The organism is Faecalicatena contorta (genome assembly GCF_003149105.1).
GTDB lineage: Bacteria > Bacillota > Clostridia > Lachnospirales > Lachnospiraceae > Muricomes > Muricomes contortus_C.
In genome coordinates this window covers 225,264-246,720 of record NZ_QGDS01000006.1, presented here as the reverse complement: position 1 = coordinate 246,720, position 21,457 = coordinate 225,264, and the positions used below count along the sequence as shown (strand labels likewise).

Annotated in this window: 22 protein-coding genes; 2 read left to right on the top strand and 20 right to left on the bottom strand. The window is 43.0% G+C overall.

Annotated features, from left to right (window positions below; all coding sequences use genetic code 11):
* Positions 1–187: 187 nt before the first annotated feature.
* A complete protein-coding gene (gene dapF, locus A8805_RS12180) occupies positions 188–1,045 on the bottom strand; it encodes a diaminopimelate epimerase (protein ID WP_109711496.1) in 858 nt (285 codons plus the stop codon).
* A gap of 157 nt (positions 1,046–1,202) precedes the next feature.
* Here dapF and A8805_RS12175 point away from each other — a divergent pair, with 157 nt between their 5' ends.
* Positions 1,203–2,045 (top strand): AraC family transcriptional regulator, encoded by an 843-nt coding sequence (locus tag A8805_RS12175; RefSeq protein WP_109711494.1) that lies wholly within the window; start codon positions 1,203–1,205, stop codon positions 2,043–2,045.
* A 15-nt stretch (positions 2,046–2,060) separates the two neighbouring features.
* On the opposite strand, the gene A8805_RS12170 is transcribed toward A8805_RS12175, so the two are convergent.
* From A8805_RS12170 to A8805_RS12105, 13 genes are all read right to left on the bottom strand, one after another.
* Entirely contained in the window at positions 2,061–3,371 is a 1,311-nt protein-coding gene (locus A8805_RS12170) for a sensor histidine kinase (RefSeq protein ID WP_109711492.1), read from the bottom strand.
* Positions 3,361–4,041 carry a response regulator transcription factor gene (locus A8805_RS12165; RefSeq protein ID WP_109711490.1) on the bottom strand — a complete coding sequence of 227 codons (681 nt, stop codon included), beginning with the start codon at positions 4,039–4,041 and terminating at the stop codon, positions 3,361–3,363. The genes A8805_RS12170 and A8805_RS12165 overlap by 11 nt, the downstream gene beginning before the upstream one ends.
* A 31-nt stretch (positions 4,042–4,072) precedes the next feature.
* Entirely contained in the window at positions 4,073–4,729 is a 657-nt protein-coding gene (gene phoU, locus A8805_RS12160; RefSeq protein ID WP_109711488.1) for a phosphate signaling complex protein PhoU, read from the bottom strand.
* 1 nt (position 4,730) lies between these two features.
* Entirely contained in the window at positions 4,731–5,480 is a 750-nt protein-coding gene (gene pstB / locus A8805_RS12155) for a phosphate ABC transporter ATP-binding protein PstB (RefSeq protein WP_109711486.1), read from the bottom strand.
* Between the two features lie 12 nt (positions 5,481–5,492).
* On the bottom strand, positions 5,493–6,323 hold the full coding sequence (pstA, locus tag A8805_RS12150) for a phosphate ABC transporter permease PstA (protein WP_420319471.1): 831 nt from the start codon (positions 6,321–6,323) through the stop codon (positions 5,493–5,495).
* Between the two features lie 22 nt (positions 6,324–6,345).
* Positions 6,346–7,239, bottom strand: coding sequence for a phosphate ABC transporter permease subunit PstC (gene pstC / locus A8805_RS12145; RefSeq protein WP_109711482.1), 894 nt, complete (start codon positions 7,237–7,239; stop codon positions 6,346–6,348).
* Positions 7,240–8,151, bottom strand: coding sequence for a substrate-binding domain-containing protein (locus A8805_RS12140; RefSeq protein ID WP_109711480.1), 912 nt, complete (start codon positions 8,149–8,151; stop codon positions 7,240–7,242).
* 354 nt (positions 8,152–8,505) lie between these two features.
* Positions 8,506–8,862, bottom strand: a complete 357-nt coding sequence (gene spoVAE, locus A8805_RS12130; protein ID WP_109711476.1) for a stage V sporulation protein AE — start codon at positions 8,860–8,862, stop codon at positions 8,506–8,508.
* 23 nt (positions 8,863–8,885) lie between these two features.
* Positions 8,886–9,896, bottom strand: a complete 1,011-nt coding sequence (locus A8805_RS12125; protein WP_109711470.1) for a stage V sporulation protein AD — start codon at positions 9,894–9,896, stop codon at positions 8,886–8,888.
* Positions 9,897–10,049: 153 nt separating this feature from the next.
* Positions 10,050–10,751: a response regulator gene (locus A8805_RS12120; RefSeq protein WP_109711468.1), complete on the bottom strand. Its 702-nt coding sequence runs from the start codon at positions 10,749–10,751 to the stop codon at positions 10,050–10,052.
* Positions 10,744–12,369 carry a DUF4118 domain-containing protein gene (locus tag A8805_RS12115; RefSeq protein ID WP_330405934.1) on the bottom strand — a complete coding sequence of 542 codons (1,626 nt, stop codon included), beginning with the start codon at positions 12,367–12,369 and terminating at the stop codon, positions 10,744–10,746. Before A8805_RS12115 ends, A8805_RS12120 begins: the two co-directional genes overlap by 8 nt.
* Positions 12,370–12,395: 26 nt before the next feature.
* A complete protein-coding gene (locus A8805_RS12110) occupies positions 12,396–13,043 on the bottom strand; it encodes a potassium channel family protein (RefSeq protein WP_109711466.1) in 648 nt (215 codons plus the stop codon).
* Positions 13,044–13,055: 12 nt separating this feature from the next.
* A complete protein-coding gene (locus A8805_RS12105; RefSeq protein ID WP_109711464.1) occupies positions 13,056–14,393 on the bottom strand; it encodes a TrkH family potassium uptake protein in 1,338 nt (445 codons plus the stop codon).
* 199 nt (positions 14,394–14,592) lie between these two features.
* Between A8805_RS12105 and A8805_RS12100 the strand changes: the two genes are divergently transcribed.
* Complete coding sequence (locus A8805_RS12100; RefSeq protein ID WP_109711462.1) at positions 14,593–15,051, top strand: SpoVA/SpoVAEb family sporulation membrane protein; 459 nt, start codon at positions 14,593–14,595, stop codon at positions 15,049–15,051.
* 112 nt (positions 15,052–15,163) lie between these two features.
* Here the strand turns inward: A8805_RS12100 and A8805_RS12095 are convergent, their stop codons facing one another.
* From A8805_RS12095 to A8805_RS12070, 6 genes are all read right to left on the bottom strand, one after another.
* Positions 15,164–16,246: an aldose 1-epimerase family protein gene (locus A8805_RS12095; protein WP_109711460.1), complete on the bottom strand. Its 1,083-nt coding sequence runs from the start codon at positions 16,244–16,246 to the stop codon at positions 15,164–15,166.
* A 20-nt stretch (positions 16,247–16,266) separates the two neighbouring features.
* Positions 16,267–16,695 carry an RbsD/FucU family protein gene (locus A8805_RS12090; RefSeq protein ID WP_109711458.1) on the bottom strand — a complete coding sequence of 143 codons (429 nt, stop codon included), beginning with the start codon at positions 16,693–16,695 and terminating at the stop codon, positions 16,267–16,269.
* 74 nt (positions 16,696–16,769) lie between these two features.
* Complete coding sequence (locus A8805_RS12085; RefSeq protein WP_109711456.1) at positions 16,770–17,879, bottom strand: autoinducer 2 ABC transporter substrate-binding protein; 1,110 nt, start codon at positions 17,877–17,879, stop codon at positions 16,770–16,772.
* 73 nt (positions 17,880–17,952) lie between these two features.
* Complete coding sequence (locus tag A8805_RS12080; RefSeq protein ID WP_109711454.1) at positions 17,953–18,933, bottom strand: ABC transporter permease; 981 nt, start codon at positions 18,931–18,933, stop codon at positions 17,953–17,955.
* A gap of 20 nt (positions 18,934–18,953) precedes the next feature.
* Complete coding sequence (locus A8805_RS12075) at positions 18,954–19,928, bottom strand: ABC transporter permease (protein ID WP_242992368.1); 975 nt, start codon at positions 19,926–19,928, stop codon at positions 18,954–18,956.
* Complete coding sequence (locus A8805_RS12070) at positions 19,921–21,435, bottom strand: sugar ABC transporter ATP-binding protein (protein ID WP_109711452.1); 1,515 nt, start codon at positions 21,433–21,435, stop codon at positions 19,921–19,923. The genes A8805_RS12075 and A8805_RS12070 overlap by 8 nt, the downstream gene beginning before the upstream one ends.
* Between the last annotated feature and the right edge of the window lie 22 nt (positions 21,436–21,457).

Sequence of the window (21,457 nt, the reverse complement as noted above, 5' to 3'; positions counted from 1 at the left end):
TGTTATATCTATGTTAGCACAAATATGCCGTTCCCCGCAACCCCTGATTCCACTCTGATAAAACAGAATTTTTACACGGGGAAAAACATCCAAAAAGGGGTGGATACCCTGCATCCACCCCTTCAATATAGCGTCCTCTCACTTAATGCCTTACGCATTTGAAGCAGACTTGTTTTACATTTATCTCTTACAGTATCCGAAGTTTCTCTGTAAATTCATTACTCAGCTTAATCTTAGCCACATAGAACACTTCCCCGGTCATATATACATTCCAGTTCTCATCTATCTCTACCATTAATTCTCCGCCCGGCATATTGACGATTACTTTGTTCCCGGTGAGTCCCAGCTTATATGCAACTCCTGCTGCCGCACATGCCCCGGTTCCGGTAGCCATTGTATAACCGGCCCCTCTTTCAAAGGTCTCTATTTCAATATGGTTCTGGTCCGTTACCTTCATAATCTCGGTATTAATTCTCTCAGGGAAGTACCTTGCAACCTCCGAATAGCCTCCAATCTTACAAACCAAAGGTTTTGAAATTTCCCGCATGGGAATGACACAATGAGGATTTCCTACAGATACACAGGTCACCGGATAGAGCGTTCTCCCAAATACCATATCTTCATTAATAACTTCACGGCGTTCCCCAGTTACTGGAACCTCATCACTCCAAAATGATAATTTCCCCATAGAGACACGAAGTCTGCTTCCATCCTCGTTTAAATATGTGATTTCTACCAGTCCGCCGTCTGTAACAAGCTTATAGCTTTTCTTTTGCACATATCCCGCATCCTTCAAGTATTTTGCAAAAATACGGACACCGTTTCCACTCTTCTCTGCTATGCTTCCATCCGGGTTCCATATACGCAGAGACATATGATTTTCTCCTATAAACGGACCTTCCAGAATCCCGTCGGAACCAAGTCCCATATTTCTGTTGCAGAGCATTGCAGCATTCTCTTTATTCAGCTTTAATTCATTATTGTTCGGGTCATAAACCAAATAATCATTTCCAAGTCCATGATAACGTTCTACCGTAATTTTCATAAATAACGCACCTCCTGTTTTTATCATTATATCAGGCATTATCTTCAAATAATACGAATTAAGTGCTTTTCATATTGCAAATAATGCTTTATAATTAAAATTCAAGGACATTTCGGCGTATTTGTCAGGTTTTAACCGCGATAAAGAAAGGATATTTATGCAGCAATATAATAAACGGGGCTATTTAAACAGTGATTTTCGTATTTTTCATCTGAGAGACAATCTTTCCAAAGAGTTCGAATTTCATTATCATGATTTTCTTAAAGTTACAATTTTTATAAAAGGAAAGGTACAGTATCATGTAGAAGGAAAGTCCTACGAATTGGAACCTTACGACATTGTATTGGTGAACCGCAATGACATCCACCGGATACGGGTTGACAATGTTCTCCCTTATGAGCGTATTATTGTTTATATCTCCCCCAGCTTTATAGAGGATTATCAGACTTCAGAATATGATTTAGGCTATTGTTTTAAAAAAGCAAAAAAAGAACACTCCAACGTGCTTCGGATCCATTCTCTTGAAAAGAGCTCTCTTTTCAAGATTACGAACCGTCTGGAGCGTTCCTTTGAGGATAATGAATATGCCAGCAGTCTCTACCGGAAGATTCTGTTTCTGGAATTTATGATACAATTGAACCGCGCAGCTATAAAAAATCGTGTGGAATTCCTGGATACAGAGTTGTATAATACAAAGATTGTAAATATTATGCATTATATTAACAGCCATCTTACCGACAGTCTCGACATCGACACACTGGCTAAAGAGTTTTTTATCAGCAAATATTATATGATGCGCCTTTTTAAGACAGAAACAGGATATACCATTGGGAATTACATTACGTACCGCCGTCTGCTGCTTGCCAGAGAACTGATTTCAGAAGGCCTCCCCATTACCCAGGCTTGCTTTGCCAGCGGATTTGGAGATTATTCTACATTCTCCCGGGCTTATAAATCAGAATTTTCTGAATCTCCCCGGAGCCTGCTGCAGCAAATATAGATGCAGAACTGTAACCTAGAATTGAATATCCATACGTGTGCCGCGGCCTGCTTCGCTGTCTACTGTGACTTTTGCCCCATGGAGCAGTGCGCCATGCTTCACAATGGAAAGTCCAAGCCCAGTGCCTCCGCTTTCTTTCGAGTGGCTTTTGTCAACACGGTAAAAACGCTCGAATATCCTGTCATGATGTTCCCGTGGTATACCGATTCCACTGTCTGCTACACTGACCTTTGGTCCCTGAAGTGTGTTTCCCACCCATACAGATATCCGGCCTTCCACTACATTATATTTAATTGCATTTTCACATATATTGTAAATCATTTCATCCAAAACCTGCCGTACACCACGATAGATTACAGGTTCTCCTGACACAGCCACGCTAACCTTTTTTGCATTTGCCTGAGGTGCAAGACGGCTCACAATTTCCCTGCACAAAGCATATAAGTCTACTTCTTCCTTCTCAGAATCTACAGATCCCTCATCCAGTTTTGACAATTTGATAATGTCCTCCACCAGCATAATGAGACGCCTTGCCTCCTTATATATCCGCTCAGAAAAGTTAGGAATATCTTCAGGCTTTACCATCCCATTTTTCATAATTTCTGCATAACCTAAAATGGATGTCAGAGGTGTCTTCAATTCATGGGATACATTGGCTGAAAATTCCTTGCGCATGTCGGCAATGGCATCCTTTTCCTTATTCTGCCTGTTTATCGCCTGCAGAAGAGGGGACAACTCCTCATAAATATCATTATCCAAAGGATGTTCTATGTCCAGCCCGTTAAGCGGCCTTATCAATCTTGCTGTCTGCCATTTAGACATCAGCCATGCAAAAAGCAGCATAGATACGGTTAGAATACTCATCACCGGCAGTATACTTGTTGCAGTCCTCATCAGGCCATCCATCATCTTTGCAACACGCAGTACTGTACCATCATCGAGAAGCAGGGCATAATAGTACATTTTACGCCCCAGGGTCCCGGACAACCGTATGTCTACTCCGGAGCCTGAGGACAGTGCACTTTGCACTTCCGGCCGGGACTTATGGTTTTCCAGCGCTGCTGCCTTACTTTGGGAATCATACAGTACAGTTCCATCCGCATCAATCCATGTCACACGGGTTCCCTCATCCACATCTACCATATGTTCAAAATAACCCGTACCGAAAGTATTAATGGCAGCCCCAATATACTTTGCATCCTGCCTCACTTCTCTTTCCAGTATGGACAGATTGTGATTATACATAACCACTGTAAGAACCAAGTAGGAAATCAGCAGTGTCATGGAGAGTACAAGTACCATACTCTTTTGGATTCTAGCTCTCATGAACTCCCCCAATCCGGTATCCTATCCCCCGTACTGTTTCAACAATCTCTCCCTTATCACCCAATTTCTGGCGTAAAGTCCTTACATGAACATCCACGGTTCTTGTTTCACCGCCAAAATCATAGCCCCAAATATCTTCCAGAAGCTGATTTCTTGTAAGCACTATATTTCGGTTCCGCATCAGCCGTTCAAGCAGCTCAAATTCCTTCAGGGTCAGTGCTACCAGTTTTCCATCCACAGTTACCTCATGCTTCTTTACATTTACATGGACTCCCGACACACTCATATCACCCTTGTCAGAAACTCTTCCCGAACGGCGCAGCACTGCTTTTATCCGGGAGATCAGCTCCATCATTCCAAAGGGTTTTGTCAGATAATCGTCGGCACCGGAATCCAAACCAATAACCTTGTCATACTCTGCACCCTTAGCTGTTACCATAATAACCGGAATGTCCCTCGTTTTTGAAGAACTTTTCAGCTTCTTCAGCAATGTAAGCCCATCTTCACCCGGAAGCATAATATCAAGTAAAATAAGCTCCGGCGCATCAGACGCCAGAGCTTCCATGAAAGAACCGCCCTCCGCAAAGCCCTTTGCTTTGAGTCCCGTAGTTTCTAATGTATATATTACAAGTTCCCGAATGTTATCATCATCTTCTACGCAATATATCATCTTGTCACTTCCTTATCTTTCTTCATTTTTTCTACAGTTTAATTCCATCTTTGTGAACGCCGGTTATAGAAAACTCTACCCATTCGGAGATGTTTGTTGCATGATCCCCAATGCGCTCTAAATACTTGGTTACCATAATCAAATCAAAAATCTGTTTTCCATGCTCACCTTTTTCCGCACGGATATACTCCACAAGTTCATCACGGATTGTATCAAATAACTGGTCTACAGCATCATCCGCCTCTATCACATGCTTCGCCAGTTCCAAATCGTTTGAAACATAAGCATGCACACTATCCCGCACCATCTTACTGACTGCGGCAGCCATTGTGCCAATCTGTTTGATATCTGTTGCAGTATTGTGTTTGGAGGAAATAATAATTTCCGCAATATCTGCTGTCTGATCTCCGATACGTTCCATATCCGTAATCATTTTCAATGCCGCTGAAATTCTGCGCAGGTCTTTTGCCACAGGCTGCTGCTGGAGGAGAAGCTTCAGACACAATCTCTCCACATCCTTCTCCATCTGGTCAATCTCTTCATCAGCTTCTATAATTGCCTGGGCCTGTTCAATACTTCCTTCTTTCAGCGCACGCGTAGCTTTCGCTATCGCTATCTCACACTGCTCTCCCATATGTGTGAGCAACTCATCTAACAATTGTAACTGTCCGTCAAATTTATTTCTCATTCTAACCGAACCTCCCTGTAATATAGTCTTCCGTCCTCTTATCAGCAGGTATGGAGAACAGTTTCTCCGTATGATTATACTCTACTACCTCACCCAGAAGGAAAAACGCCGTGTTGTCCGATATACGCACCGCCTGCTGCATGTTATGTGTTACCATGACAATAGTATAGTCTCTTTTCAATTCCAGTGCAAGGTCTTCTATCTTAGATGTAGAAATAGGGTCCAAAGCGGATGTTGGCTCATCCATCAAGAGAACTTCCGGCTCCACTGCAAGTGCCCTCGCAATGCACAGACGCTGCTGCTGGCCGCCTGACATACCCAGGGCGCTCTTTTTCAGCCTGTCTTTACATTCATCCCATATAGCCGCATTGCGCAGCGACTTTTCCACAATATCATCCAGTTTTGCCTTAGAGCGTACCCCATGTGTTCTTGGCCCAAATGCAATATTATCATAAATACTCATGGGGAACGGATTTGGTTTCTGGAACACCATCCCCACTCGTTTTCGGAGCATATTTACATCCATCCCGTTAAATATGTTTTCATTATCCAGCAAAATATTTCCCTCAATCCGACAGCCCTCAATCAGATCATTCATACGGTTGATAGATTTCAGCAGAGTAGACTTACCACACCCGCTGGGTCCGATAAATGCTGTAATTTTATTTGCTTCTATTTCCAGATTCACATTTTTCAGGGCTTGGAAATCCTCGTAATACAAATCCAAATCTTTGATACTTATTTTTCCCATCTTTTATCCTTCCTACACTTTCGTTAATCTTTTTGCTATTACGCTGGATAATGCGTTAATTCCAACTACTAAAATAAGTAAAACAACTGCCGTTGCATATGCCTGATCCATATACAGCCCTTCACTTGCCAGGTTATACATGTGCACTGCCAGGGTTCTTCCTGAGCCCATAACACTGGAAGGAATATTGGCTACTGTTCCTGCTGTATACATAAGTGCCGCTGTTTCCCCAACGATTCTTCCAATCGCAAGAATCACACCTGCAAGTATCCCAGGAATCGCGGAGGGAAGTACAATGCGGAACACCGTTCTAAGTTTTCCGGCTCCCAGTCCGAAGCTGCCCTCACGGAAAGAATCCGGCACGGCCTTTAAAGCTTCCTCTGTGGTACGCATAATGAGAGGCAGTATCATAATGGACAGTGTAAACGCACCTGCCAACAAGGAAAATCCCCATCCAAGAGTGTTGACAAAGAAGAGCATACCAAACAGACCATACACAATAGATGGAATTCCGGAAAGCGTCTCTGTGGTCAGACGGATGATTCCCATAAATCTATTTCCCCGTTTTGCATATTCCACGAGAAAAATTGCTGCAAAAATGCCGAGTGGAACTGCAATAATCAATGACAATAAGGTCATACTCACTGTATTGACGAGAGCAGGCATCAAAGATGCATTTTCCGATGTATAGTGAAGCGAAAATAATGACGGCTTCAGATAGGGAACCCCATGCGCCAGAATATAAACAATGAGAAAAATCAATATTGTAAATGTAAGGAGGGCTCCCAGCATAACCAGCAGCATCGTAAAGAATGATGCAGGATGCTTCATATAACTTTTCATTTTTTGTCCGAATGTTGATTGATTATTCACGTTCTTTCCTCCTGTTCAGCAGGGCCACACTGAAATTAATGATCAAAATAAATACAAACAATACTACTCCTGTAGCAATCAGTGCTTCCCTGTGCAGATCCGCAGCATATCCCATCTCGATTACAATATTAGCGGTCAGAGTACGTACACCCTTCATAATTCCCGCAGGCATCCTTGCCTGATTGCCTGCTACCATAATAACTGCCATAGTTTCTCCGATGGCACGCCCAATACCAAGTACCACCCCTGCAATAACACCAGATTTTGCTGCTGGAATTATTACTTTAAAAATACTTCTTTCATGGGTAGCACCTAAAGCAAGAGCACCTTCATAATACTGTTTTGGAACAGCACGAATAGCAGATTCCGTCACACCGATGACAGTGGGCAGAATCATGATTCCTAAAAGCAGAGATGCAGTAAGAATACTGTTTCCATTTCCGCTGCTGCGGATGAGTCCCATTGACTTCAAGCCTCTTCCTGCCTCCCTGATCCAGGGAACCAGTACGACCAGCCCAAAAAATCCGTATACAACAGAAGGAATACCTGCCAACAGCTCCGTTGCTGACTTCAAAGGTTTATAAATCTGCTTTGGGCAGTACATTGCCATAAACACCGAAGTCAATATTCCAATAGGCACACCTACTATAATAGCCCCGGCAGTTACATAGATACTTCCCACCACCATAGGAAAGATTCCATAAATATTGTTGCCTGGCTTCCATTTCTCACCTGTCACAAATTCCAAAAATCCAATTTCCTTCATTGCAGGAATCCCATTTGCAAATAAAAAAATGCAGATGAGAGCTACCGCCAGTACCGAAGCACAGGCGGCAGTGAAGAACACTCCCTGCATGAATTTTTCATTCCATGTCTTTGATTTCATTTATTCGATTACCTCATCCCACGCGAGTGCATCCCCGGTGTAAATTGATTTTATCTGTTCGCTGCTTAATTCATCTACTGTACTGTCATTGTTGACAATAACTGCGATACCGTCCGTTGCAATAACCGTTGCCTGTAATCCTTCTGACAACTCTGTATCTTTTAATTCTCTGGACGCCATACCTATATCATAGCTGCCGTCGATTGCAGAAGTCATTCCCGTAGTAGAGTCCGTTGTCTGAAGCTCAATCTCTGCATTAGCATTTACACCCTTATATGCTTCGATTAATTTTTCCATTACCGGTGATACGGAAGAAGAACCTCCTACTACTGCTTTTCCTGATGGCGATGTGCCTTCAAAAGGTTTCACATCATCCATCGCGATATAATGATTATCTGCAACAACTGCCTGCCCCTCTTCACTCATAATGAAGTTTATGAAATCCTTGGCTACTTCATTGTCCAGGTTTTCTTTTGTTGCGATATTAAATGGCCTGGATACTTTATAAGTACCTGATTTCACATTTTCAGCCGTAGCTTCCGCTCCATCAACCTTGACTGCTTTTACAGTGTCATTCAATGAGCCAAGAGAAATGTATCCGATTGCATATTCATCTCCGGCTACGGTTGTCATCATAACAGAAGTGCTGTTTGTAATCTGTGCCTCTTCTGTTGTCATATCTACTTTCTCGTCGCCTTGCTTTTCTTCTATTCCAAATAATTCAATAAATGCTCCTCTTGTACCTGAACCTTCTTCCCGGGAAACAATCGTAATGTCATTAGAACTGTCCCATGAGGAACCACCTTGATCTGTCTGTGCATCTTTAGCTGCATCTGAACTTTTGCATCCTGTAAGTGCTGCCGTCAGCATACCGATTACGGATAACGCTGCGATAAACTTTCTCATTTTCATTTTTCCATCTCCTTTGCCTGATCCTACTCTTCTATGGGCGTATGCCCACTGTTCTTTTTATTCATTTTCTTCACATTTACAATGATATAAAAGAAATGTAAAATGTGTAATCTTACGCATGTTAAATCTTTGTAAAACCAAAAAATGCCTATTTCTAGAATAAAGAGTTTGCAAGCAAACTCTTGCGCCTGGGTTGGTCGCATAGCGACATCTACCTCTTACGCCGCAGTGCGCGTCCCCCGGAGGGTTTTTATATAATAGGAAACGCAATTTCATATTATATAAAAAACAGCATATCCTGAATGAAAAACCTTTCAGAACATGCTGTTTCCTATATTTCGCAGACTATTTATTTTATTTTTTCATCCGCGGCTCAAATATAAAGGAAGCAAGGTATCCAAAAATAAGAGCCGCGGAAATCCCTATAGCACTCGCCTTAAATCCTCCCATAAAGACCCCCAGGAATCCATTTTTATCGACGGCTTCCTTTACGCCTTGCCACAGCACATTCCCAAACCCCAGCAGAGGAACGCTTGCTCCCGCCCCTGCAAATTTCAGAAAGGGCTCATATATATTGCAGAACCCTAATACTGCACCGCCGCAGACGAGAAGTACCATAATCCTGCCTGGCATCAATTTTGTACGGTCCAGAAGAATCTGTACAATAGCACAGATTATCCCGCCTATTAAGAATGCTTTGATGTAATCCATTAAGAACCTCCTTCGTAAATTTTTTAACAGTGTTCCAGCACAATTGCATGTGCGATTCCCGGTACACTGGCACCTTCGTTAAAACTTACGGTTGACATAAGTGCTCCGGTGGGGACAAAAAGAATACGTTTCCATTCCCCTTTTTTTATCTTGGGCAGAATATATGCAGCCAGAGTAACAGCCGCACAGCCGCAGCCGCTTCCTCCGGCATGGGTATCCTGTTCCTGCTGGTCATATATAGTCATGCCGCAGTCCATATGCACCCCCTTAATATCACACCCTTTTCCCTTCATCAGGTCAAACAGAATATCCTGTCCGACATACCCTAAATCTCCAGTTATAATTCTGTCGTAATCCTCTGTTTTTCTACCAAAATCTTTTAGATTCTGCATAATTGTATCTGCCGCCGCAGGCGCCATACATGCCCCCATATTCTGAGAGTCTTTTAGCCCGTAATCCACAATCTTCCCAACTGTTACTCCGCTGATTCTAATATGGCTTTTTTCTGTCCCTACCAAAAACGCACCGCTGCCTGTAACCGTCCAGTGGGCAGACAGGGGCCGCTGGCTTGCATATCCCAGAGGAAAGCGGAACTCTTTTTCTGCACTTCCAAAATGACTGGACGTAACCGCCAGCATGTGATCACCGTACCCCGCTGCCACACTCATGGCACTCAAGGCCAGGGCTTCACCGGATGTAGAACATGCACCATACAGGCCAAACATGGGGATCTGCAGGGCTTCCACTCCCATAGAAGTCGCAATCCCCTGACGAAGCAAATCCCCCCCAAAAAGATACCGCACCTTTTCCGGAGGGATATGTGCCTTACCAAGTGCTAGTATACATGCTTCCTTCTGCATATTGCTCTCTGCTTCCTCCCAGGTTTTTGCTCCGAAGAGATCATCCTGGTTGGTCATGTCAAATAATTTTCCAAGAGGTCCTTCCGCCTCTTTGCTTCCCACCACGGAGCCGCTGCTGATAAGATAGGGAGATTCACTAAAGCTGACGCTCTGGATGCCTTTTACCTGATTCATCTCTTACCTTCTTTCCATACTTATTCTTCCGAGTTTTCTTTACATACGCTTAATGTACTCTTTGAACTATAAATTTTTCAGATTTTAAGAATAGTATGTCTTGGTTTTTCCAAATTATACAATATGAATAAACGTTCTAAATTGGATTTCCTTTTATTCGGCGCGGAGCATCCGATAGCCGACTCCGATATGTGTCTGAATATATTGCGCAGAGTCGGGCGTAGGTTCAATTTTTTTACGGAGTGTTGCCATAAATACTCTCAGTGAGGCAATATCGCTATCCCAACTGCTGCCCCATATTTTTTGAGTAAGAAAAGTATGGGTCAGCACCTTTCCCACATTTTTAGAAAGCAGACAGAGCAGCTTGTATTCAATTGGAGTCAGGTGCAGCTCCTCCTCATCAAGATAAGCACAGCCTGCCGCAAAATCCAACTTTAAGCTGCCGTTCGTAAAAACAGACTCTGCTGCCAAAAACTCACCCTGCATGGCGGCAAGCCGCCTTTGAGTAACTCGCAGCCTTGCCAGAAGTTCCTCCACGGAAAAGGGTTTTGTCAGGTAGTCATCTGCACCTGAATCCAAAGCGTCAATCTTGTCAGTGTCCTCGCTTCTTGCACTGATAACAATAATTGGTGTATTCGTCCATGTGCGAATCCGCTTTATAACCTCCACACCGTCCAAATCAGGCAGTCCTAAATCCAACAGGATAATATTCGGATTGTGGGAAGATGCTTCCATAATAGCTGTTTCCCCGCTATTTGCGGTAATATAACGGTAGCCACGGGTTTTCAGTGTGGTGGTAATTAAATTGCGTACGGATGCATCATCCTCAACCACTAAGATTAAAGGTTTATTCATGAATTTCTACCTCCCCGGATGGTAATGTAAATGTAAATACTGTACCGTGAGGAACATTGTCCTGCACGGAAATTTCACCGCCGTGTGCATTTACAATAGACTTGCACAAAGAAAGGCCCAGCCCAAGACTGCGCCGGCTGTCTGCAATTCGGTTGATTCCACTGTAAAACATGTCAAATATATGGGGCTTCGCATCATCAGAAATTCCAGGCCCGTTATCTGCAATATGCATTATAACCGTACTTTGCTTTTTCTCGGTTGTAATTAAAATATGGGAACCAGCCGGAGTATATTTGATGGCATTGTCAACGATATTGATGATAACCTGGACAATCAGCCGGGCATCTATCTTGGCGAGGATAAAGTCTTCCTTACTCTCCACCGTTATTGTATGTTCAACACTTTTGCGGTTAATGTGACGCAGCGCTTCTGTGACCACCTCATCCATCAGCTCGGCAGATAATCTCAAGTTCACTTTGCCCTCTTCAATTCGTGTAACAGCAAGCAAATTTTCTACAAGATTGATCAGCCACATGGAATCATCGTAAATATCGGTGTAAATACGCTTCTTGGCCGCTTCGTCAAAGCTATCACTATTTGAGATCAAATTACTGGCATTTCCTGAAATCGAAGTCAGAGGGGTACGCAGGTCATGAGAAATCGATCGCAGAAGATTGGCACGGAGCTGCTCATTTTGCGCAAGTACGGCCGCCCGCTCCTTTTCACGTGCATTTTTCTTGTTTTCCATTGCCAAAGCACACTCACCCAAAATGGACAGCATCACGCTATTTTCAAAGGAATCCAAAGGGTGGTCATCAATTGTAATACCAACGACACCATACACAGTTTCACCAACGCGGATTGCAAGATACAAGCATTTTGCCCCCGACAACGTATCTGTAGTAGCTCCGGCACGCTTATTATTTTTCAGCACCCATTCCGCAACCGCTCTTTCGTCATCAGCAGTAATTCCCATCCCCTGCTCTGCATCTTCTTTCGGGCAAATAATGCGGGGAGACTCCAGATTCCCTTCTTTTATGGAATATATCACAACAACCCGGCTTAACAGCTTCATGATTTGATTCGCAGTTACATCAATGATTTCGCCGTTTGATTCCGCTTTTTGTAAAAGTTGGTTCGTATCCAGAAGTACTTTGGTACGAAAGACTGCTTGTGCTGACTGTTTAACATGGCTTTTCAGCTTTGCGGCAAGAGACCCTGTGAGAAGAGCTGCAGTAAACATAATAACAAAGGTAACAGGATGGCCTTTATCGTATGCTATAAAGGTAAACCGTGGAACAGTAAAGAAAAAGTTAAATACCAGAACACTGACAATAGAAGAAATCAAACAGTATATCCTGCTTGTTGTAACAACAGAGGTTATGAGAACTCCAAGAATATAGACAGTTATAATATTTGCCTCGGTGAAACCCAGCTTTGAAAAGACAAAGCCCAGCAGTGTTGCCAACAGTAAAATGAGTATACTCTTCCCTATATCGTACAATGTAACCCAGAGTGCATTAGCCATTCGTGCCGCCCTGCATACGGTCTTTGCGTTCGAAGATGCACAGGACACCGATTTCGATAATTGATCCGGGGCTTTTCCTGACAATCCCACATTCACACCTCCTGATACCTTTTTCTCTATATGTGAAGGCACTTTTGCAGATCTTTATATTTACCAAAAACCATTAAAGTATCCTCTCCGGTAAAAACGGTTCCCGCATTGACCGCAAGTTCCATTTTCCCGCCATGCTTCACCGACATAATATTAATTCCGTACTGTGTGCGGATATTAAGCTGCCCGACAGCCCTGCCTGCCCATTCTTTTGGAACCTTCATCTCAAAGACAGCATAATCGCTGTCCAGCTCAATGTAATCAAGAATATACTCGGAAGTGTAACGGATTGCCGTCCATTTTGCAAGCTGCTTTTCAGGATAGACCACCTCATCCGCGCCGTTACGGAGCAAAAATTTTTCCTGCACATTCCGTGCAGCCCTGGAAATAACCCTTTTTGCACCAAGCTCCTTTAGCAAAGACGTTGTCTCCAATGAGCTTTGAAAATCATTTCCGATTGCCACAATACACACATCAAAATTCCGCACGCCAAGAGAGGATAAAAATTCCTCGTTGGTACTGTCACCAATTTGCGCACTTGTAACAAAGGGCAAAATTGCTTCAACCCGCTCTTCTTTACAGTCAATCGCCATTACCTGATGCCGCAGTTCATTCAGGTGCATGGCAACATGCTTTCCAAATCTTCCAAGTCCTATCAAAAGTACTGATTTCATAACTTTACTCCTTTAACCAACTGTGATTTTTTCATGGGGAAACTTAGCTGTATTCTTATGCATTCCTGACAGCGCGGCATAAATCAGCGTCAAACCGCCCACTCTGCCAAAGAACATAAGTGCTATTAAAATAATTCTTGACAATGTGCCAAGCTCCGGGGTAAGTCCCAGTGACAGTCCTACCGTACCGATGGCAGACGCCGTTTCAAACAGGCATGGGACAAGGGGCAGTCCCTCCGCAATGCTGATACTCATTCCACCGCCTAAAAACAACACAATATACATCAGTACTATCGCCGCTGCATTTCTTACTGTTTCATCAGAGATACTCCGTCCGAAAAAGTGTGTATACTCTTTTCGGGAGAATACTGATGAAGCAACAGCAACAAGTACTGCAACAGTTGTGGTTTTCATACCGCCGGCAGTAGAGCCGGGAGATCCGCCGATCAGCATTAAGACAATCATCAGCATTTGTCCCGCTTCGCTGATTTCTGTCAGATCAACCGTATTAAAGCCAGCTGTTCTTGGTGTGACGGATTGAAAAAAGGAACTCCATACCCTCTCACCTAACGGCAGACCGCCAAATTCACTAAAGAAAAAATACAAAGCAGGAAACAGAATCAGAGCGGCCGTTGTACATAGTATGACCTTACTCTGCATCCGATACTTACTTAAGTGCAGACGGTTTGTCCGTATATCGTCCCATGTCAGGAAGCCAATACCGCCGGTCACAATCAGCAGCATAATCACAAGATTAATGACCGGATGGGAAACATAGCTGGTCAGGGAGGAGAACGGAGAAGAAACACCCATCAGGTCAAATCCTGCATTGCAAAAAGCAGATACAGAATGAAACAATGCCATCCAAACGCCTCTTTTAACTCCAAAATCCTGACAAAACACCGGAGCCATCACCACTGCGCCCAAAAACTCTATCAGCAGGGCTGTTTTTATGATAAAGCCAGTGAGCCTTACAATACCTCCCATCTTCGGTGCCGCTATAGCCTCCTGCATAGTGCTGCGCTGCATAAGAGTTATTTTCCTGCCTGAAAGCATGGCAAAGAATGCAGCTACGGTGATAACGCCCATGCCTCCAATCTGAATTAGCAGCATAATGATAAACTGTCCAAAAACTGACCAATATGTAGCAGTGTCTTGAATAACAAGTCCTGTTACACACACAGAAGAAGTCGCGGTAAACAAGGCATCTGCAAAAGATGTCCGCTGCCCGCCTGCTGCCGCAAAAGGGAGTGTAAGTAAAATAGTCCCGGTGAGTATTACTCCGGCAAACCCAAAAATAATAATTTGAAACGATGTCAGTTGTTTTTGTTTATGTAAAAGAACTTTCATAGGTTCTATATACTCCTTTATGTGCTTTTATCGTATACCTATTATAAGGCGGTCCACTTAAAGAGCGTATAAAGCAATAAGCTATCGTATTAAGATGGGATAAAGACGGCAGCCTTTATTTGTATTTATTAATTTGTTGTATATTCTTCCTCCGTTTTCCAAATACTAACCGTAAGTTATTGAATAAAGGAGAATAAGTATGGATAAAGTTGAAAAAATGAAACAGGAGAAACAGTATAAAGATTACGTGAAGCAGAAAACTCCTGTACACAATGTCTACGCAAACATGGCAAAGGCTTTTATCACAGGAGGAATTATCTGCACAATCGGGCAATTCATTTATAATTATTGCGAGCTTCAGGGCATGTCTAAGGATGAATGCGGCGGTTGGACTTCCCTGCTTTTGATATTAATCAGTATTATCCTGACCGGGATTAATCTTTATCCTAAAATAGCAAAATGGGGGGGAGCCGGTGCTCTGGTTCCTATCACAGGGTTCGCAAACTCTGTAGCGGCTCCGGCTATTGAATATAAAAAAGAAGGACAGGTTTTAGGAATCGGATGTAAAATCTTCACTATTGCAGGACCGGTTATTCTGTATGGGATATTTACAAGCTGGGTTCTGGGTCTGGCATATTGGCTGTTTAAAATCTTATAACTGAAACATTCAATAACAAAATGAGGGTAAATTGTACCCTGATAGTAAGACACAAAAAAAGATTGTCTTTAACTATCAGGATACAATTTACCCCTTTTTAACAACGTTTACATCAAAAACCACCGGGCAGCCTCCTGCTTTCTTTACACAGGGAGCTCCAATATTTTATATCCTTGGACCGGTCCAGAAACAGAAATTCCAGATGAAATTCACATGTCTCTTGTCCGCCAATTTCTCTTAACTCTCCCGCTTTTCGGACTTCAGCTCTTCCTTTAGTTCCACTTGTAGTTGGCTCCAGCCCAAGAGCATAATCTCCCGACTGCATTGATTTCCATTCACACAAAACCGGACACTGTCTGGCATCGTATTTTATAACGGCTGCTATCTCCAGTTTTTCATTGTGGAGCATTGCAAAGCTGTTCTCAGGATCTTTTTGTCCGGTATGATAATAGCACTGTTCTTCCCTGTTATCCTCCGGCTCCTCCACGATGTCATACAGAGGCATACCTTTTCTGGCAAACTCGGTCTGGGGCTGTACCTTTTCTGAACTAAAATACATCCTCGCACCTGTATCAAGCATGGGATACCCGAAATTCACATGATAAATCATCAGCACAGGCTGTTTTTGAAAGCCTTGATTTTCCACTATATCATGAATTTTCACCCGATTACTTTCTGTGTAAACCAGGATTTTCCGATGCAGAACCATATTTTCCCCAAACAACCGGGCTTCTCTGATATCCCCGCAGAGTTTTAGTATAACTTCATCCTCCTCCTCTTCCTGGCATACATAAACATTTTCGGCAACTGTGTTGCTGATTCTTCCATGGAGCGGAAGCTTTTCCCCCTCGTCTACACATGCAGCCCCCGAAAATGTAATTCCACATGTTGTTAAAAATCCTCCTGCAAACTGCCGCAAAAAAGAATCTGTCCCATCATGGGTATAGCAATAGGAAAAAGGAGAAGAAATCCCTGATTTTGCTAAAAATCCAATATTTTTTCCTTTAAACTCCAGCATCGGAATATCCAGCCCTCTGTCTGCAAATACTGAAAGGTTTAACTGGTTTCCATTTTTTACTTCATAAGCGTGTACGCCTTTTGCTTTCCCACTATTATATGTAATATCCCGGATACCATAGAGGGAAGATAAATCTCCTGCTTTTTTCAAATATTTACTTTTTTCACTTATTTTCATTCTGTTTCTCCCTTATGACATTAAATCACACCTTTTTGCAGCATAATGTTGGCATAATGGGCTGTCGTGGCAGTCTGTACAATGACATAGGCCTTTTCTGCCTCCTTATAAAACTGATATCTTTCCAGCATTCCAAAATTTTTGAATTCTTCTGTGGTACTGTTTTTCTCTATGATTGTTTCATATTCTTTCCAGATTTCGGGAACGGGCTCATCCGGCAAGTGCTTCATCAGTTTTGCAGATTCATTCACATAACAGTCCAGCGGATAATACTTCAGCATTACCTCCAGAAGCTCTGTGATTTCTACTCCTTCCAGCTTTAGGTATCTCCTTGCATGGGAGACAGCAGGAAAATTGGCATCTGCCAGAACCAGCACATCACTGTGTCCCATCTCCATCATATATTTCATTAATTCCGGGGAAATAATCCCGGGTATCATTTTCAGCATATTCACTCCTCCGGCAAAACCCCGCAGACTTAAAATCGGCTGCTGCCACTGCCTGCGGGGTCCATCTATTTCTTCTAATAATCGAAGTCTTCCACATTATCCTTGGTAATTACAAGCGGATCACCCAAAAGTACCTCTCCGTCTGTAATCAATGACGAACCAAGACGGTCCGTTGCAATCTCTGACGCATCCGCTGCCACATCGCCGTTAACAAGCTGGTATGCCGCCTGTACCGCCAGATATCCAAGATCCATGCTGTTCCAGAGGACTCCTGTTTTAAAAGGATTCTCATCATTTAAAATGTAAGATTTTAATGCATTCGGTGTAGCAACTCCTGTCAGGACAATTTCATCCGCATCCGGCTTGTTTGTCGCAGCCTCATATTGTGAAGCAAGTGCAGGTGCGGTCATAGATGTAATTCCAAATGCACACTGAATCTTGTTTTCTCCCTTTCCCATCCTGGAAATTAAAGTCCCGGCCTGTGTCTGCACCTCTACTTCATCAGCTCCCGGATAATAGATATCTGAATCCTTATTCTGCAGCTTCATCCAGTTGTATTCCTCAGTCTCAATCAGCTTCTGCACATTACTGTTCCATGCCTCTACGTTGGTATCTGTTTTCGTCTGTCCCATAATAGCAACATTTGCCGGATGGTCAGGACCATACCCTTTTTCCTTCAACTGTGCTGCAGCATTCTCTACCAAAGCTTCTGCTACACCTTCATATGATGCCTGGTTAATAAATAAATCTCTGGCATCCGCTTCAGAATCTGAGTCAAATGTGACAATCTTAATTCCTTTTTCCCTGGCTTTCTTTAAAGTCGGTGAAATCGCACTGGCATCCACACAGCCGACGGCAACCGCATCTACTCCCTGAGCAATCCATCCCTCCAGCAAGTCGACCTGTTTCTGGTTTGTAGCCTGATCCTGGGGAGGCCCGTCATAAAGCATCTCTACATCTACTCCCGCATCCTGCAATTCTTTAATTGCATCTTCAGCACCGGTCTGGCATGCATCCCAGTAATTTTCACCTTTCATTTTGGGCAGAACTGCAATTTTAATTTTTCCATCTTCTTTTCCCTTGTCAGTTCCTGCAGATGTTGTCTCTCCGGCCTTTGTACATCCTGTCATACTCCCGATAACCATAAGACCTGCCAATAAAGTTGCCAATACTCTTTTTTTCATGTGCCTTTTCTCCTTTTCCTTTTTATAATGAAATGTACCGCCCGGGCTTCATTTCCTAAAGCAATGTTTCAGCCTATGCACCACTCTTTATAAAATTTTCTTTTACCATTTTCATCTTTTTTACTTTTGTTTTTCTGTTCACCAGTTCATATGCAATCAAGCTGATAATCAGTATGGTACCATGCACAATTGTCTGCACATCCACGGGAATGTTCAATACTGTCAGACCGCTGTTCAGCACACCTATAATCAGTGTTGCAATCACTGTGCCTTTCATATCTCCCACACCGCCTAGAATGCTTGTGCCTCCCAGTACCACAATTGTGATAACCTTCAGATTAATGTTGGTCCCGGCGTCGTACCTCAGGCTGGAAAATCGCCCCAGCATAATCAGGGCCGCCAGTGCACACAAAATTCCCGAAAGTACATAAATCCAGATAATCATTTTCTCAATCTGTACTCCGCAGTACCTTGTTGCGTTCTCATTCAAACCAATTCCATAAAGCCTTCTCCCAAAAGTCGATTTTGCAAGCAGAATACAAAAAAGCACTGCACATAGAATAAAAATCAGAATCTGCACAGGTATTCCCGCAAACAGCATTCCACCGACAGATTCTGCACCGGTGTAAGCATAGACGCTATCCCCCCCGGTCATTCCTCTTGTAAGGCCGAGAAATAAGAACATAGAAGCTAATGTCGTAACCATTGCAGGTACCTTTATTTTCGCAATAATAAATCCATTGAAGAATCCACAGAGCGCTCCTGCCAGAAATGTTACCAGTACTCCCGCAAAACTTCCTGCTCTTTCTGCTGCCATTGCTCCCAGCACTGCCGAAAGAACCATAATATTCCCTACGGAAAGGTCAATCCCTCCGGTAATAATGACCAAGGTCATTGGAAGTGCAATCAGCCCAAGTTCCACTACATTCCGCAGAACTACGTTCAGCATATATTCCGGGGACAAGAAGACCGGATTTGAAATTGATACCACAGCAAAAACAATTACCAGAATCAGGAGCAACGCTTTATTAAATGTAAATTTTATCTTTTTCATTTTTTCATTCTCTCCTCTTCTTATGCTGCCTGTATCCGGCGCTTTTTCTTGATTTTTACCGCACTGACTACTACCGAGACAATGATGATGGCTCCCATGATCGCATCAGACCAGTCCGGGCTGATTCCAAGATAATTGATTGCCGGTGATACCAAAGCCAGTATAAACGCACCAATTACTGTACCTATCAGTCTGCCGCTGCCGCCTGCAGTACTGGTCCCCCCAAGCACAACCGCCGCAATAAATGTCATTTCTTTTCCGTTTGCCATCGTTGTTGTTACACGCTGGCTGGCTGTTGCTATAATGACAGCCGTAATCCCGTACAATACTCCTGCCAGAGCATAAGCAATTACCACTACTTTATCTACATTCACACCTGCCAGCCTGGCTCCTTCTTTATTATTTCCAATTGCATACAGCTTCTTAGAGAACTTAGAATACTTCATAAACAACAGGAAAATCACTGTTACCGTAAGCATCAGAACCGTACTGGCCGGAAAAACACCAAATATTTTTGCTTTGTACGCCAGCCATGTAAAATTCTCAGGCAAATCATAAACCGACCCATTTACAACTAACGGAAGAACCCCCTGAAACAGCTGTGTTGTCGCCAGTGTTGCTACAATTGCCGGAATTCTCATTTTTGTAATAAACAGACCGTTTATAAGGCTCAGTATACCTCCGATTACCATAACAGCAGGCAGGAAAAGCCAGATGCTCATCCCCCCCTTTCCAAGAAAGGCCGCCACAATACACAATACAGAAACCAGTGCCCCCGCCGATACATCAATGTTGGAAGTAATAATAATCAGATTCATTCCTATGGCAGCGATTAGGGTATAGTTAAAACGGTTCAGAAGATTCATCAGATTACTGATATCATAGAATCCCTTTGCAAAAACCGCGAGGAACAACATGGCTGCAACTAAAAACAAAAGCAGGTAAAACTCTGTCGTCAGGATTTTTTTCCACGTGTCATTTTTTTCACTACTCACTTCTTTCCCCTCCTTCCAGAGCTACTTTTAGCACTTTATCCTGCGTTGCTTCTTTACGGTCAAAACATCCTGCAATTTTGCCTTCCTTCATTACATAGATCCGGTCACACATGCCCAGAAGTTCCGGAAGTTCACTGGATATCATTAAAATAGTCAATCCCTGCCCGGTCAGTTCACTGATGATTTTATGTATTTCTGCTTTGGCATTTACATCCACGCCCCGGGTCGGTTCATCCAAAATCAAGAGTTTCGGCTCTAATGCCAGTGCTTTCGCGATGGCTACCTTCTGCTGATTTCCTCCCGAAAGATTATTAACCTTAAACTCTGCTCCCGGCGCTTTGATTGCAACAGACTTCATATATTTCTCAGCAACATCCTTTTCTTTCTTTTTGTTAATAATAAATTTATTTGAAAAATTCTGAAGCTGCGGCATAGAGATATTTTCCTCAATACTCATATCAACAACAAGGCCATACTTTCCCCTGTCCTCAGATACGTATACAATGCCCTGTTTCATTGCTTCCGTATAACGGGAAATTGTAATTTTGTTTCCCTCCAGCTCCACTTTTCCCTGGGCCATGGGCGCCAGCCCACACAGCGCCTCCATCAATTCCGTACGTCCTGCACCTGCCAGTCCTGCAAATCCCAGAATCTCTCCCTTTCTTACAAAAAAACTGATATCATCCAGAACCCCCTCATCATAAAAGCCATTCACCTGAAACACAGTATTTCCCAATTCTGTTTCTGTCTTTGGATAATAACTGCCCATCTGACGTCCTACCATATCCGCCACCAGTTCATCCTTATTTGTTTCACTCACATTTTTTGTAGAAATATATGTACCGTCACGCAATACTGTGACCCGGTCGCATATATCAAAAATTTCTTCCATACGATGGCTGATATAGACAATTCCAATCCCTTCTGATTTCAGATTTTCTATAATTTCAAACAGCGCTTCCACTTCTCTTTCCGTAAGAGATGCTGTCGGTTCATCAAAGATAATAATATCTGCATCAAAAGTCAGGCTTTTTGCAATCTCTACCATCTGCTTCTGCGCCATCCCAAGTGTTTTCACTTTCGTATCCAAATCCATCTTTGTATTCAGGCGTTCAAAAATCTTCTCCGCCTTTTTACGCATCATCCGGTAATCCAGAACAGGCAGTACTCCTAAAATTTTCTTATCCTCTTCATGTCCGAGAAACATATTTTCAAGTACTGTCATCTCCTCAAAAAGACTTGTTTCCTGAAAGATAATTGATACTCCTTTTTTATAAGACTCCATCGGATTTTTAAAAACCTGCTGTTTCCCTTTTACATATATTTCTCCGGAATCCGGCTGATAGACCCCGGAAATCACTTTCATCAATGTGGATTTTCCGGCTCCGTTTTCTCCGCACATAGCATGTACTTCTCCGGCTTTTAAATGAAAATTGACTTCACTTAAAGCCAGTACTCCAGGAAAGGTCTTTACAATATTTTTCAATTCCAGAATGGTTTCCCCCATATCCCTTCCTCCTGTTCTTTTC